The 13,520-nt window shown below is 71.5% G+C and carries 14 protein-coding genes and 1 pseudogene; 9 read left to right on the top strand and 6 right to left on the bottom strand.

Features of this window, described 5'->3' with window-relative positions; genetic code table 11:
- The first annotated feature begins 12 nt into the window (after positions 1-12).
- The 6 genes and pseudogenes from MUU72_RS34055 to MUU72_RS34025 all read left to right on the top strand — a co-directional run bounded on the left by MUU72_RS34055 (position 13) and on the right by MUU72_RS34025 (position 4,123).
- Positions 13-510: pseudogene (locus tag MUU72_RS34055) on the top strand (hypothetical protein).
- A 434-nt stretch (positions 511-944) separates the two neighbouring features.
- Positions 945-1,214 (top strand): hypothetical protein, encoded by a 270-nt coding sequence (locus tag MUU72_RS34045; protein ID WP_248017330.1) that lies wholly within the window; start codon positions 945-947, stop codon positions 1,212-1,214.
- Between the two features lie 6 nt (positions 1,215-1,220).
- On the top strand, positions 1,221-2,246 hold the full coding sequence (locus MUU72_RS34040; RefSeq protein ID WP_248017329.1) for a CobW family GTP-binding protein: 1,026 nt from the start codon (positions 1,221-1,223) through the stop codon (positions 2,244-2,246).
- Positions 2,243-3,274 carry a WD40 repeat domain-containing protein gene (locus tag MUU72_RS34035; protein ID WP_248017328.1) on the top strand — a complete coding sequence of 344 codons (1,032 nt, stop codon included), beginning with the start codon at positions 2,243-2,245 and terminating at the stop codon, positions 3,272-3,274. Before MUU72_RS34040 ends, MUU72_RS34035 begins: the two co-directional genes overlap by 4 nt.
- Entirely contained in the window at positions 3,271-3,705 is a 435-nt protein-coding gene (locus MUU72_RS34030; protein WP_248017327.1) for a (2Fe-2S) ferredoxin domain-containing protein, read from the top strand. Before MUU72_RS34035 ends, MUU72_RS34030 begins: the two co-directional genes overlap by 4 nt.
- Positions 3,706-3,811: 106 nt before the next feature.
- Positions 3,812-4,123 carry an ArsR/SmtB family transcription factor gene (locus MUU72_RS34025; RefSeq protein WP_282505355.1) on the top strand — a complete coding sequence of 104 codons (312 nt, stop codon included), beginning with the start codon at positions 3,812-3,814 and terminating at the stop codon, positions 4,121-4,123.
- A 167-nt stretch (positions 4,124-4,290) separates the two neighbouring features.
- Here MUU72_RS34025 and MUU72_RS34020 read toward each other — a convergent pair whose 3' ends face one another.
- The 5 genes from MUU72_RS34020 to MUU72_RS34000 are packed head-to-tail and all read right to left on the bottom strand — an operon-like array spanning position 4,291 to position 8,440.
- Positions 4,291-4,743, bottom strand: a complete 453-nt coding sequence (locus MUU72_RS34020) for a Fur family transcriptional regulator (protein ID WP_248017325.1) — start codon at positions 4,741-4,743, stop codon at positions 4,291-4,293.
- Entirely contained in the window at positions 4,703-5,620 is a 918-nt protein-coding gene (locus MUU72_RS34015) for a metal ABC transporter permease (protein WP_248017324.1), read from the bottom strand. Before MUU72_RS34015 ends, MUU72_RS34020 begins: the two co-directional genes overlap by 41 nt.
- On the bottom strand, positions 5,617-6,525 hold the full coding sequence (locus tag MUU72_RS34010; protein WP_248017323.1) for a metal ABC transporter permease: 909 nt from the start codon (positions 6,523-6,525) through the stop codon (positions 5,617-5,619). The genes MUU72_RS34015 and MUU72_RS34010 overlap by 4 nt, the downstream gene beginning before the upstream one ends.
- Positions 6,512-7,441, bottom strand: a complete 930-nt coding sequence (locus MUU72_RS34005) for a metal ABC transporter ATP-binding protein (RefSeq protein ID WP_248017322.1) — start codon at positions 7,439-7,441, stop codon at positions 6,512-6,514. Before MUU72_RS34005 ends, MUU72_RS34010 begins: the two co-directional genes overlap by 14 nt.
- Positions 7,442-7,450: 9 nt before the next feature.
- Positions 7,451-8,440: a metal ABC transporter solute-binding protein, Zn/Mn family gene (locus tag MUU72_RS34000; protein WP_248017321.1), complete on the bottom strand. Its 990-nt coding sequence runs from the start codon at positions 8,438-8,440 to the stop codon at positions 7,451-7,453.
- A gap of 226 nt (positions 8,441-8,666) precedes the next feature.
- Between MUU72_RS34000 and MUU72_RS33995 the strand changes: the two genes are divergently transcribed.
- Genes MUU72_RS33995 through MUU72_RS33985 form a run of 3 tightly spaced genes read left to right on the top strand, consistent with a single transcriptional unit; the run spans position 8,667 to position 10,786 of the window.
- A complete protein-coding gene (locus tag MUU72_RS33995; RefSeq protein WP_248017320.1) occupies positions 8,667-9,269 on the top strand; it encodes a TetR/AcrR family transcriptional regulator in 603 nt (200 codons plus the stop codon).
- A 51-nt stretch (positions 9,270-9,320) separates the two neighbouring features.
- Positions 9,321-10,010 (top strand): VC0807 family protein, encoded by a 690-nt coding sequence (locus MUU72_RS33990; protein ID WP_248017319.1) that lies wholly within the window; start codon positions 9,321-9,323, stop codon positions 10,008-10,010.
- Positions 10,007-10,786, top strand: a complete 780-nt coding sequence (locus tag MUU72_RS33985; protein WP_248017318.1) for an SDR family NAD(P)-dependent oxidoreductase — start codon at positions 10,007-10,009, stop codon at positions 10,784-10,786. Before MUU72_RS33990 ends, MUU72_RS33985 begins: the two co-directional genes overlap by 4 nt.
- A 401-nt stretch (positions 10,787-11,187) precedes the next feature.
- Here MUU72_RS33985 and MUU72_RS33980 read toward each other — a convergent pair whose 3' ends face one another.
- Positions 11,188-13,326, bottom strand: a complete 2,139-nt coding sequence (locus tag MUU72_RS33980) for an APC family permease (protein WP_248017317.1) — start codon at positions 13,324-13,326, stop codon at positions 11,188-11,190.
- Positions 13,327-13,520: the final 194 nt, after the last annotated feature.

Here is a 13,520-nt window from a genome sequence, read left to right as displayed (position 1 = left end):
GGAGAAGTTCCCATGGCTGTGAAGAGGCTTTGGCAGATTACCCACTCGTGCGGCCACCAGGCCGAGCGTGACCTCTCCGACCGGGCGGCCGACCGGCGCGCGGGCTTCGCCGAGTGGCTGGCCAAGCAGGAGTGCACCGACTGCTGGCGGGCCGCCAAGGAGGGCAACGAGCAGGAAAAGGCCGCCTGACTGAATGCCAAGCGAGCCGCAGAGCAGGCCGAGTCCGACGCCTGGTCGGAGCAGTACCGGATGCCGCCTCTGGAGGGGACCGAGCGGGCCGTCGTCTGGGGTGTGCGCTGTCGCCACCAGCTCCTGGCCGCCGCCTACACGGCCCTGGCCCTCGAAGGCGAGACCAGCGAGACGGAGTGGGAGAAGATCGAGGAGACCGCTCGAACCATCACCCGCGCCGGGTGGTGGATCGACCGGCGCTCCTCCGCACCCGACGACCTCACCGAGCTGCTCCAGGCCGCCACCGAAGCCGACCGGCCCACGGAGAACCGCCACTTCTGACCGTCCGGTGCCCCACCTCCGGGGGGGCACCAGCTCTCCCTTTGGGCGGAGTGGCTCGCCTGCGCGTTCCCCGACGGCGTGGTCGTCCGCGCACCGGCCGGATGTGGTCCTGACGGACAAGGCCTACTCGTCCCACGTGCTCCGTGACCACCTGCGCAGACGCGGAATCCGAGCGGTCATCCTGGTGCCTGCCGATCAGCGCGGCCTTGGCTCGCGCTGTGCGCCGCACGGCCCACCTGCTCCGGCCTCGGCCGACCCACATGGACATGGAATTCATTTTCATCTACGGTGTCGGGGTGACGAGGCCACAGCCGTGAGCGGAGCCATCGCCGTCCCCGCACCGCCGGCCGCGTGAGCGCGTGGCGTCGTCCGCCACCACGGGCGGCCTTATGTGAATGCGCGCCGCACTCGACAACGTCCTGTGAAGGAGACCCATGCCGCTCCCCGGTGAGCTGTCCCGGCGGCCGGCGCCGCCGCCCGAGCTGAAGGAAGCCGTGCGCCGCCTACTCGGCCTGGACGAGGACACCTCCGTGGTGATCCGGCAGCTCGCCTGTACCGAGCCCGGCTGTCCGCCGCTGGAGACCGTCATCGCCGTACTGCCCATGGACGGACCGGGCCGGCGCTGGACCCTGCACCGTCCCGCGGCGCAGGTCACCGAGGACGACCTGCGCACCCTGTTCACCACCGTGCCCGAAGGAGCCTGACCTGCCATGACCGCACCCGACCAGACCGCCGAAGCGGTGGACGACCGCGTCCCGGTCACCGTCCTCACGGGCTTCCTCGGTTCGGGCAAGACCACACTGCTCAACCGCATCCTCACCGAGCAGCACGGCCTGCGGATCGCCGTCATCGAGAACGAGTTCGGTGAGGTCGGCATCGACGACGCCCTCGTGCTGGACGCCGAGGAAGAGATCTTCGAGATGAACAACGGCTGCATCTGCTGCACCGTGCGCGGCGATCTCATCCGGATCCTGGGCGCACTGATGCGGCGCCGGGAGAAGTTCGACCACATCCTGATCGAGACCACCGGTCTGGCCGACCCCGCGCCGGTCGCCCAGACGTTCTTCATGGACGACGAGATCGCCGCCCAGCTCCGGCTGGACGCCATCGTGACCCTCGTCGACGCCGCACACGTCCGGCAGCACCTGGACGAGGAGAAGCCCGAGGGCGTGGAGAACGAGGCCGTCGAGCAGATCGCCTTCGCCGACCGGATCGTGCTGAACAAGACCGACCTGGTGGACGAGGCCACCGTCGCCGACGTGGTCTCCCGCATCCGCGCGATCAACGCCGGTGTCGAGATCATCCCCGCCGAGCACGCCCGGGTCGATCTCCAACGGGTCCTGGACGTCGGGGCGTTCGACCTCGACCGGGTGCTCAAGGACGATCCGTCCTTCCTCACCGAGACCGAGCACCAGCACGACACCACGGTCACCTCCGTCGGCATCGACCTGCCCGGCGAACTCCACGAGGACCGGCTCAACCAGTGGCTCGGCACCCTGCTGCGCACCAAGGGCGCCGACATCTTCCGCTCCAAGGGCATCCTGGCCATCGCCGACGCCCCCAAGCAGTACGTCTTCCAGGGCGTGCACATGCTGCTGGTCGGGGAGTTCGGGCGCGACTGGAGCGACGGCGAGCCCCGCGGCAACCGGCTGGTCTTCATCGGCCGCAACCTCGACCGGGCCGAACTGGAACGCGGTTTCGCCGGCTGCCTGACCACCGCGGGAGCCGCCGCATGAGCGTCACCGCACCCGACGCCGGCCTGAGCACCGTCTGGGACGTCGGCCTCGACGACGCGCCTGTGGCGCTGAGCGCGCAGGGCGATCTGGTCGCCGTGGCCGGAGCGGAGGGCACCTGCAGCGTCCTGGACCTCGCCACCGGGGAGCGGACGCACTCCGTCGACCTGCCCGGCGGCGCGCTGCACGCGGCCCTGTCCCCCGACGCCGGGCACGTCGCGGCGACCGGTCCGACCGGATACGCGCTGTGGAGCCGGCACGACGGCGGCACCACCGTCAGGGAAACCGGTGCCTGGTCCTCGGTCGCCCGGTGGGCCGACACCGAACGGGTGGCCGTCGGCTCCGGCCGCCGCGCGCTCGTGCTCACCACGGACGGCGAGGAGTTGTGGGCCACGGAGCCCGCCGCCAGCACCGTCACCGACCTGGCCTGGATGCGCGGCGGCCGCAGGCTCGCCGTCGCCGCCTACGGTGCGGTGCGCTGCCACGAACGCCACCAGACGGCGCCCGTGCGGACCTATCCCTACCTCGGCTCGCACCTGACACTGGCCGTCGCACCCACCGGCCGCTGGATCTGCAGCGGCAACCAGGACGCCTCCATCCACATCTGGCGCACCCGCGACGCGGGCGAACTCACCATGTCCGGCTACCCGGAGAAGGTCGCCCGCCTCGCCTTCGACGACACCGGCTTCTGGCTCGCCGCCGACGGCGCCCCGGACGTGACCGTGTGGGACTTCTCCGGCAAGGGGCCGGCGGGCACCGCGCCGCGTTCACTGCGCTGCCACGAGAGCGTCACCGCCCTGGCCTGGCGTCCCGCGTCCGGAGGCCACCTCGCCACCGGGGGCGACGACGGCACCATCGCCTTGTGGCGGGCCACCGCCGGACGGCCCGAGGCCCGGCTGCGGCCGGCCCGCACCCTGGACGGCGACGCGGCGGTGGCGGCGCTGGCCTGGGCAGGCCCGCACCTGCTGATCGGTGCCCACCGCGACGGCCGGGTCCGCGCCTACCGTCTGCCCTCGCGGACGACCCTGTGACCGCTCGTACGGTGCTCGGCGCCGCCCGAACCCGCCCCGTCACGCTGGTGGTGTGCCGGGGATGCTGCTGCGGCAACCCGCGCAAGCACCCCGGCCACGACCATCAGTGGCAACTGGACCGACTCCGCGCCGCGGCCGCCGAATCCGGCGGCCGTATCGCGGTCCGCACCACCGACTGCCTGGGACCCTGCGACCGGGCCAACGTCATCGTGGTCCAGCCCTCCTGCGAGGGCCGGCGCCGCGGCGGGCGCGCGACCTGGATCGGCTTCGCGATGGGCGACGCCGCCGACGACGACATCCTGCGCTGGGCGGCCGACGGCGGACCCGGCATCGCCGAACCCCTGCCCGCGTTGGCACTGCAGTTCATCCCCCCGCCACGGGCGGCACGCACCCGTGCCCGGGGGCAGGGGCGGGGCCGTGCACGCCGGTGAGGCCGCGGCCGACCGGCGCACCCCGTGCCCCTGGCCGGAGTGCCGGATGCATACGGCGGGGACGGTCCCGGAACCGTCCCCGCCGGGTGTCGGTGCAGCCGCCCCCATGGACGGAGCCACGGCCACCGCGGTCGCCGCCACCCTCCAGGCGCTCGCTGCCCCCTCCCGCCTGCGGATCCTCACCACCCTGCGGCACAAACCGCATCCCGTCACCGAACTCGCCGCCGCCGTCGGCATGAACCAGTCCGCCGTCTCCCACCAGCTCCGCCTGCTGCGCACCCTCGGCCTGGTCACCGGAGAGCGCGCCGGCCGCAGCATCGTCTACCGCCTTCACGACAACCACGTGGCCCAACTCCTGGACGAGGCGGTCTTCCACATCGAGCACCTCACCTACGGGGTCCGGGACACCCCGGCGTGAGAGGCCGTGGCGGCTGACGCCCGGGCCCGGGCCGGGTCAGGTCACGCCCGCGCGCAGGCCGGGCAGCCCTCGCGCGAACCGCCCAAGGAGCCCCGTATCGCAGGGAGCAGGAGCGCCGTGCCGGGCGTCCTGTCGTGATCCGCCGCTGACCGTCCGCGTCCGCTTCGTCAGCGGGCCGGTGCCTGCTCCTGGGTGCAGTCCGGGCAGAGGCCGGCGAGCTCGACGGTGTGCCGGACGTTCGCGAAGCCGGACGTCCGGGCGGTCTTCTCGACCCAGTCCTCCACCGGGCCGGAGTCGACCGGCATGCTCAGGCCGCATGCGGTGCAAACCAGGTAGTGGCGGTGGTCCGGCCCGGGGCGGTAGCGGAAGAGGCGTTCCCCGTTGTCGTCGCGGACGACGTCGGCGCGGCCCGCGTCGGCGAAGGCGTTCAGGGTGCGGTAGACCGTGGTCAGGCCGACCGGTGAGCCGTCGTCGGCCATCCGGCTGTGCAGGGCCTGGGCGCCGACGAACCCTTCCACCGCCATGAGGGCTTTCAGCACGTTGGCGCGCTGCTGCGTGAGGCGGCCGATCAGTGCCACCTCACGCGCCGGCAGGCCGGCGTACGGTCGGTTCCGTGGCATCGCCGTGCTTTCGTTCACGCCCCGGCAGGGCTGGGGTCCGGGTCGGGGTGGCAGGGCGGCGTATCAGGAAGGTGGCCGCGTACACGGCGGTGGCGGCGGCCATGATGGCGAAGCTCGGCGGCATCTTCGGTACCGCGTACGAGGCGAACAGCCCGGCCCACATCTCCAGCACGGCGAGACCGGCGGACAGGGCCAGGGCCCGGTAGGGGCGGTCGGTGAGCCGGACCGCGGCGCCGGCGGGCGCGGTGAGCAGGCCGAGCAGGAGCAGCGAACCCACGGCCTGAGCGGCCTCGGCGGCGCAGGCCCCCGCCACGGCGAGGAAGCCGAGGCCGAGCAACCGCACGGGCACACCGCGGGCGGCGGCCACGGCCTCGTCGAGGGTGGCGAACACCAGCGGGCGGGCGATGAGCAGCATCAGCAGACAGACCCCGACGGCGACCAGGGCGGCCATCTCCGCACTGCCCGCGGAGATTCCGAAGATCGACCCGAACAGCACACTGACCCCGGCGGTGCCGTTCACCGTGCTGCGCGAGGTCGTGTACAGCGTGATGAAGAAGGCCCCCAGGCCCAGGACCCACGAGAACACGCTGCCGATGACCACGTCGTCGGGTCGGGCCTTGCGGCCGAGGGCGCCGAAGAGCAGCGCGATGGCGATCGTGGCGGCGAACAGGCCCAGGCGCAGGTCGTATCCGAAGGCGAGCGCGGCCATGGCGCCGGTGAAGGCGACGTGGCTGAGGGCGTCGCCGGTGAAGACCTGGGCGCGCAGCACCAGGAAGTAGCCGACCAGCCCGGACGCGACGGCGATGGCGGTACCGGCGAGCAGCGCGTGCTGGAAGAACGGCTGGGCGAACGGCGAGGCGGCCGGCAGGACGGTCATGCCGCCACCTCCTTGGCGGACAGCGGCGCCCCGACGCGGCCACGGGCTGCGTGCAGGGCGCGCACGACCCGGGTGAGGACGTATCCGGCGAAGGCGAACGAGGTCACGAAGAAGCCCAACGGGTAAGGCGAGTAGTACGCGGCGATCAGTCCGAGCCAGGTGGCGGCGAACGCCAGCAGCACGGCCAGAGCGAGGCTCGCAGCCGGGCGGGCGGTGACGGCCTGCGCGGTGGCGGCCGGGATCACCATCAGGGCGAAGACCAGCAGCGCCCCGGTGATCTGGCCGGCCTCGGCCGTCGCCGCGCCGAGCAGGACGAGGAAGAGGACGGACAGCGCCCGCACCGGCACCCCGCGCCCGGCAGCGACCCGCGGATCGACGGAGGCGAACAGCAACGGCCGGCCGACCAGCGCGAGCACCGCGAGGACCACGGCACCGACCACCGCCAGCACCGTCACCTGGGAGGCGGTGATGCCCAGGAAGGTGCCGAAGAGAATCGTCTGCGGGCCCTCCAGCAGCCCCTTGTACAGGGCCATGAAGAGGAACCCGGCGGCCAGCAGGAACGCCTGCACGGTGCCGGTGAGCGCGGACTCCTCCGCACCGCCGCCACGCCGTCCGAGCGCCGCGATGACCAGCGCCGCGGCCACGCACAGGGTGAAGTACCCGTAGACCGCGCTCACCCCGAGCAGGACGGCTCCGGCCGCGCCGGGGAAGGCGACCGCGGAGACGGTGTGCGCGGCGAACGTCTGCCGCCGCAGGACCACGAACCAGCCGACGACCGCGGAGACCACGGCCACGACGGCGCCCGCGCGGAAGGCGTTGACCATGAACGGGAACGACCACATCTGCTGGAAGTCGGCGACGAGGTTCCACGACCACACAGGGGAGTTGGCGTCAGCCGGCAGCACGACCGCCCCCGGGCGCCGCGTGGCGGTCGGTGTGGACCGCGGGTGCCTCCGACTGGCCGACCACGACCAGCCGCCCGTCCGAGGTCCGGAGCACCTCGACGGCAGTGCCGTACAGCCTGGTCAGCGTCTCGGAGGTGACGACCTCGCCCGGTGTGCCGGCGGCGGCCCCTCCCCCGGCCAGGTACACCACCCGGTCCAGGTGGTGGAGTATCGGGTTCACGTCGTGGGCGACCATCACCACCGACACGCCTTCCTGGTGGCAGATCCGCCCGATCAGCGCGGCCACCGCACCCTGGTTGGGCAGGTCGAGACTGTCCAACGGCTCGTCCAGCAGCAGCAGTTCGGGCCTGCGCACCAGCGCCTGGGCGATCAGCAGCCGCTGCTGCTCGCCGCCGGAACACTGCCCGATCGGCCGGTGGGCATAGGCCGACGCCCCGACCAGCTCGACGACCTCGGCGACGCGTTCGCGTTCGGCCCGGCGGCGCGCGACGGGGAACGGCAGCGGAACCCCCCACCGGTCGCCGTCCAGCCCCATCCGCACCACATCGATGCCGCGGATGCGCGTGGCGGCGTCGAAGCTGCGGCGCTGCGGCAGGTAGCCGATGCGGTCGTTGGCCTGCCCGGGGCGGGTGCCGAGCACCCGCACCTCACCGGCCGCCACGGGCCGGGCGCCGAGGAGGACGTTGAGCAGAGTGGACTTGCCGACCCCGTTCGGACCGAGGACGGCGGTGAACTCGCCGGCCCCGATGCGCAGGTCCACACCCGACCACAACACGCGACCGCCGACGCGGACGGTGGCGTCCCGCAGGGCGACCACCGGTTCGCCTCCGGCTTTCGCGGCTGTGTCGTGGCCGCCTTCCCGGGGCACGGGGACGGCGGCGGTGCCGGCTTCGCGGGCTTTCGCTGTCGCGTTCATGGCGTCAGTTCACTTCCCGGTCGCCTTGGCCAGGGCCTGCTCGATGCCCTGGAGCTGGCCGGTCTGCCACTGCTGGAAGGTGGCCCCGGCCGGGGCGAGGGTCTCGGTGACGGTGGCGACCGGGATGCCTGCCGCCTTGGCCTCCTTCACCTGCGCCTGCACGTCCGGCGTGGAGTTCTGGGAGTTGTAGACGTAGATCTTGATCTGCTTGTTCTTGATCTGCTGGTCGATGGTGGTCTTGTCCTGGGCCGTGGGGTCGGTGCCCTCGCTCATCGCGTCCAGGAACGTCTCCGGCGTGAGCATCTTCAGCCCCAGGCCCTCGGAGAGCGGGGTGACGATGGACTCCGAAGCGCCGATCGGGGTGCCCGCGTACTTCGCCTTGATGTCCGATATGAGCTTGTTGTAGGGGGCCAGCGTCGTGGTCTCGAAGGTGTTCTTCTGCCGGTCGAAGTAGGCGGCGTCGGCCGGGTCGATCTTCTTGTAGCCGGCGGTGATCTGCTCGATGACCTTGTGGACGTCGGCCGGGGAGTACCAGCGGTGCGGGTTGCCACCCGACTTGACCCCGACCAGGTCGCCGACCTTGAGCTCGGTGCGCCCGCTGCCGGGGTTCGTCGACAGCAGCTTGTCGGCCCAGCCGTCGTAGCCGACGCCGTTGACGATCACGTACTGGGCGCTGCTGACGGCGCGGGCGTCCGCGGAGGTCGCCTCGTAGTCGTGCGGGTCGGCGTTCGGGTTGGTGATGATGCTGGTCACCTTCGCATGGCTGCCGCCGAGCTGGGACGCGATGCTGCCCCAGAAGTTCTCCGCCGCCACCACCTGGACCGTCCTGCCCGAGCCGCTGCCGGCCGGGGCACCGCTGCCGGTGTCGCCGGCCTGCGGCGAGGAGGTCGAGCAGGCGGTCGCCGTCACCGCGGTCACGGTGGCCACCGCGGTGACGAGCGCGCTGCGTACGGACCGTCGGGAGGAACCTCGGGCGGGGACGGCAGGGGCGGTACTCATGGGGAACTCCTTCGGGCGGCGCCGGATGCGCGGTGATGCGTTCCGGCCAGGTGCCCCCGAAGCTAGATGAAAATGATTATCACTTCAACGTCAGATGAAAACCATTGCCACCTCTTGACCGGAATCCGTCCGTCCGCACAGGCGGAGGCCAGGGCGCACCGACAGACAGCGGCCACCCCTGGTAGCATTTATCTATCTAGATAAATTTCTCCCGAGGAGGGGCCTGGTGCAGAGCGAGCGGACGTCCACCAATGCGGCGCGGAGGGCGCAGATCGTGGCGGCTGCGATCGACACGATCGCGGAACTCGGCTACGCCAAGGCATCGTTCGCCAAGATCACTGAGCAGGCCGGGCTGAGCAGCCCGCGGATGATTTCGTACCACTTCGCCGACAAGGATGATCTGATGCACCAGATCGTCCGGGACGTGGTGACCACCGGTGCGGAGTTCATCGGTGCCCGCATGGCGGTCGAGGAGACGGTGGCGAGCAAGCTGCGCGCCTACCTGGAGGCCAACCTGCAGTTCCTGCGCGAGCACCCACGGGAGATGGTGGCGCTCACCGAGATCGGACCGCATGTGCGGGATGCGGGCGGAGCGCCGTACACGTCGCAGAGTGCGCAGGAACCGAGCGTGCGCGGGCTGACGGAGCTGCTGTCGGCGGGGCAGCGCAGCGGCGAGTTCCGCGACTTCGACGTCCGTGCGATGGCGGTGATGATCCGTGGTGCCGTCGACGCCGCCGCCCAGCGGCTGCGCGGGGAGCCGGGGCTGGACTTCGACGCGTACACCCGCGAGCTGGTCACCGCGTTCGCGCTGGCCACCCGGTCCGGCTGACCCCTTCACCCGGATACCTACCCCAAGAATCCGTGCTCGGAAGGATGTGTTGTGACAGAGAGCTCAGGCACGCAGCGCCCCGCACGGACCGGCGGTGGCTTAAGCCGTGTGCTGCTGGTCCATGTGATCGTTCCGCTCGCCCTCTTCTACGGTCTGCGCTGGCTGGGGGTGAACCAGTTCCTCGCGTTGCTGGCCGGTGCCGTGATCCCGGTAGCCGGTGCGGTCCGCAGCATCGTCTCCGAACACCGGATCGGCGGGTTGCAGCTCTTCATGCTCGGCACGATGGGCCTGACCGTCGCGATGTCGTTCGTCACCGGAAGTCCGCGGCTGCTGCTGATCCGCAACGGCTGGGGGATGGCCGCGATCGGCGTGTGGATGCTGTGCACGCTGCTGTCCCGGAGGCCGTTCCTCTACGAGGCGACCAGGATCGTCGTGGACGAGGGCGGGCGGCGGACGCTGGAAGTCAACTGGAACCGGTATCCGGCCTTCCGCCGGATGTTGTGGATCTGCAGCGCGTTCTGGGGAGTCGCCTGTCTGCTCGACAGCAGCGTGCGGATCGTCCTGGCGATGACCCTGCCGGTCGACCTGGTGCCGGCTCTCGACGATGTGCTGCTGGGCGTCACCGTGCTGGCGATCCTCGCCTTCCAACGGTTCTTCGGGCGCTCCTACCTGCGCCGCAACGGGCTCCGCAGCCGCGGCCTGGTGATCACTCCGCTCGCCGGCACCGGGCAGTCGGCATGATCGGGGAGCAGGCCGGCAGCGCGGTCGCGCTGATCACCGGCGGCGCCTCGGGCATCGGAGCCGCCCTCGCGCGGCGGCTGGCCGGCCATGGATGGCAGGTGGTCGTCGCCGACCTCGACACCACCGCCGCCGCACGTGTCGCCGAGGAGTGCGGTGGACGCTTCGTCACCACCGATGTCGCCTCGGCGGACGACAACGAGCGCGCAGTAGCGTACACCGTCGAGGAGTTCGGCCGACTGGACGCGGCAGTGCTCAACGCCGCCATCGCCGGCCGCTGCGGACTGCACGACTTCACGCCCCAACGCTATCGGGACACCATGCGCACCGATCTGGACGGCGTCGTCTACGGCCTGCACGCCGCGCTGCCCCGGATGCGGCGGCAGGGCGGCGGGCACATCGTCATCACCGGCAGCATCGCGGGACTGACCGGCTCCCCCGACGTCTTCTACGCCTCCGCCAAGCACGCCCTCATCGGACTGGTCCGCTCGGCCGCACCGCTGCTGGAACCGGACCGTATCCGTCTCAACACCGTCTGCCCGGGGCTGGTGGACACCCCCGTCCTCGCCTCGGCGCGCGCCGCCCTGCTCGCACGCGGGCTGCTGCTGGCCGATCCGGACGAGGTCGCCGCCGCCGTCGAGACCGTCCTCGCCGACGAACGCACGGGCCAAGCCTGGTCCGTCCAGGCGGGCCGGACCGCCGTGCCCATCGAGTTGCCCGTGGTCCACCTCGCGTCGTGCTCGCCTTCCGACAAAGAGCAACCCAGGCGAACCACTTGACGACACCACGCCGACAAGCCCAGTAACGCATGCACCACGTCCGACTGCCCCCGCCTCCCACCGCGCCGCTCAGGCGTCCGGCAACCATGACCGCGCTGGAGAGGCGAACGCGGCGGCGCCCACGGCCGCAGGTGCGCCCAGGCTATGCAGGTGGACCACGGCCCGGTCGGCTGCCGCCCCCTCCCCCAGCAGGCTCGCTGCGGCCGGCGCGCCCAGCGGGCAACAACGTCCGGGGCGACACTCTCGGCAACTCGCACCACCCGAACCACCTGGTCCAGACCTGCGCATCGCGCGCCGACCTTCGCTGGCGCAACGCCAATGCACCACGCCGAGTTCGTGCGTCGGGCCGTGCATGCCGACGGCGGCGTCGGCTCGGTGCCAGGGACCTTGAACCAGCTGTCCTACCGTGGCAAGTGGAACGGGATGGAGGTGATGACGATCTTCGGCAGTGGCCGCAGGGCTCGCCGCAGCCGGGGCGCCGCACGGTTGTGGAGAATGCGCTGCCACCAGTGGCGTACCACGACTTCGGGGAGGACGACGGTCACGGTGAGATCGGGTCGCTGGTGGTGCAGGGACTCGATGTAGTGGACCAGCGGGGCGACGATCGCGCGGTGGGGTGAGACGACGACTTCGAGCGGGAGGTGGTCGCCCCAGGTCGCCCAGTAGCCGCGGAAGCGTTCCGCCTCGGTCTCGGTGGGGCTGAGGTGCAGGGCGAGGACCGGTTGTGCGAAGGAGGCCGCGTATGCCAGGGCGCGCATACCGGCGAGGTCGAGCCGGGCGAGGGGCACGACGAGCAGGTGGCCGACTTCCTCGGGGTATTCCTCGCTCTCGTCTTCCTCCGCTTCGGTGTCCGCCGGAGCGGCGGGCTGGATAGTGGGCCGCAATCGCCGTGCGGAGCCCGGCGCGGACTGCCTGGGCAGTTCGATGGCCCGGGGGTGCAGGGCGAGGGCCTTGGCGCAGAGGTCGTAGTGGCGGCGGATGCGCAGGGCGAGCAGCGTGAGAAGGCCGATGACGAGGACGGCCACCCATGCGCCTTCGGTGAACTTCGTGATGCCGGCGGCGAGGAAGACGATCGCCGACAGCAGGCCGCCGGTGGCGTTGAAGACCAGGCTCTTGCGCCAGTGTGCCTGGTCGCGGCGGCGCAGCCAGTGCACCACCATGCCGGCCTGCGACAGGGTGAAGGCCAGGAAGACACCGACGGCGTACAGCGGGATGAGGGACTGGGTGTTGCCGGCGAACCCGGCGAAAATCGCGATCGCGGCCAGCGCCAGGAGGATGATGCCGTTGCTGAAGACGAGCCGGTCGCCGATGCGCAGGAACATGCGCGGTGCGTGGCCGCTGCGTGCCAGCAGGAATAGCACGCGGGGAAAGTCGTTGAAGGCGGTGTTGGCGGCCAGCAGCAGGATGGCGGCGGTCGCCGCCTGCACGTACCCGTACATGAGTCCATCGCCGAAGGCACGGCGGGCCAGCTGGGAGAGCACGGTCTCGTCGCCGCGCGGCACGACACCGTCGAGGTGGACCAGCGCGATCGTGCCGGCGAACAGGACGATCAGCAGGACCACCATCCAGGTCAGCGTCGTACGGGCGTTGCGCCACTCCGTGGGGCGGAAGGCCGGTACGGCGTTGGAGATCGCCTCGATACCCGTCATGGCCGTGGACCCGGAGGCGAACGCGCGCAGGACCAGCAGCAGGGTGACGCCTTCGGTGACAGGCAGTTGGGGCGTCGGCGTGGGCCTGAATCCGTGGCCGGCCGCGTCGGCCAGTCCCGTGGCCACGAGCGCGAGGACGGCGATGATGAACGCGTACGTGGGCAGCGCGAAGACGGTGCCTGCCTGACGTACTCCGCGCAGATTGCCGACCAGCAGGACGACGGTCACCGCCACCCCGATCAGGACCGTGCTCGGAGCGAGCGCGGGCAGGGCCGAAGTGATCGCCTGGACCCCCGAGGCGATCGAGACGGCAACGGTCATGATGTAGTCGATCATCAGACCGGCGGCGACGACCACGCCCGGTACTCGTCCCAGGTTGTCGTCGGCCACGATGTACGAGCCGCCGCCGTGCGGATAGGCGCGGATCGTCTGGCGGTAGGACACGCCGACGGCGAGCATCATGAAGGCGATGACCGCAGCGATCGGCAGGGAATGTCTCAGCCCGGCGACGCCGCCGAGCACCACGACCGCCAGCATCGCCTCGGGACCGTAGGCGACCGAGGAGAGGGCATCGGCCGACAGGACCGGCAGGGCCACCAGCTTGCGCCTCCGCTCGGTGGCGATCGCGGTGGCCGACAGTGGAGGGCCCAGCAGCAACCTCCGGACGTGGTGTCCGGCGCGTCCGAGCGGTGACGGCGGGGCCTCCGCCGCGCTTCGGGCTTCCACGGCCGGCGTCCGGCCGACCAGGCGTACGAAGCGGCCGAAGCGCTTCGGCCGCACAGCGTCCGGGTAGCCGCCGAGATCGGGATCCACCGGCAGCGCGGACCGCCAGACCTCAGGGGCCTCCAACACCTGGCCCCACTCGGCTCCGACACGGCGCAGGATCGTCACATCCCAGTCGCTGAGCTTGGGCAGCAGAGCATCCGGGCTCGGCGCACCCGCGGCGGAGGAGTCCGTACTGCTGTTGCTCAGATCTGAAAGGTGATCAGGCCCCGATCCAGCCCCCCGAGGCCGGTTGAAGGAGGAGACGCGCGCCGCCGCGCTGCACGCCGCGGCCTGGTCGCAGGGCGGATCCGGCCGGGCCT

The organism is Streptomyces rhizoryzae (assembly GCF_023155275.1).
GTDB classification, from domain to species: Bacteria; Actinomycetota; Actinomycetes; order Streptomycetales; family Streptomycetaceae; genus Streptomyces; species Streptomyces rhizoryzae.
The sequence above is the reverse complement of the archived record's forward strand: the minus strand, read 5'-3'. Positions and strand labels throughout refer to the sequence as shown.

Coding starts and splice junctions, on each gene's coding strand:
- MUU72_RS34045 (WP_248017330.1), top strand. CDS start 945: ATGCCGCTCCCCGGTGAGCTGTCCCGGCGGCCGGCGCCGCCGCCCGAG.
- MUU72_RS34040 (WP_248017329.1), top strand. CDS start 1,221: ATGACCGCACCCGACCAGACCGCCGAAGCGGTGGACGACCGCGTCCCG.
- MUU72_RS34035 (WP_248017328.1), top strand. CDS start 2,243: ATGAGCGTCACCGCACCCGACGCCGGCCTGAGCACCGTCTGGGACGTC.
- MUU72_RS34025 (WP_282505355.1), top strand. CDS start 3,812: ATGGACGGAGCCACGGCCACCGCGGTCGCCGCCACCCTCCAGGCGCTC.
- MUU72_RS34020 (WP_248017325.1), bottom strand. CDS start 4,743: ATGCCACGGAACCGACCGTACGCCGGCCTGCCGGCGCGTGAGGTGGCA.
- MUU72_RS34015 (WP_248017324.1), bottom strand. CDS start 5,620: ATGACCGTCCTGCCGGCCGCCTCGCCGTTCGCCCAGCCGTTCTTCCAG.
- MUU72_RS34005 (WP_248017322.1), bottom strand. CDS start 7,441: ATGAACGCGACAGCGAAAGCCCGCGAAGCCGGCACCGCCGCCGTCCCC.
- MUU72_RS34000 (WP_248017321.1), bottom strand. CDS start 8,440: ATGAGTACCGCCCCTGCCGTCCCCGCCCGAGGTTCCTCCCGACGGTCC.
- MUU72_RS33985 (WP_248017318.1), top strand. CDS start 10,007: ATGATCGGGGAGCAGGCCGGCAGCGCGGTCGCGCTGATCACCGGCGGC.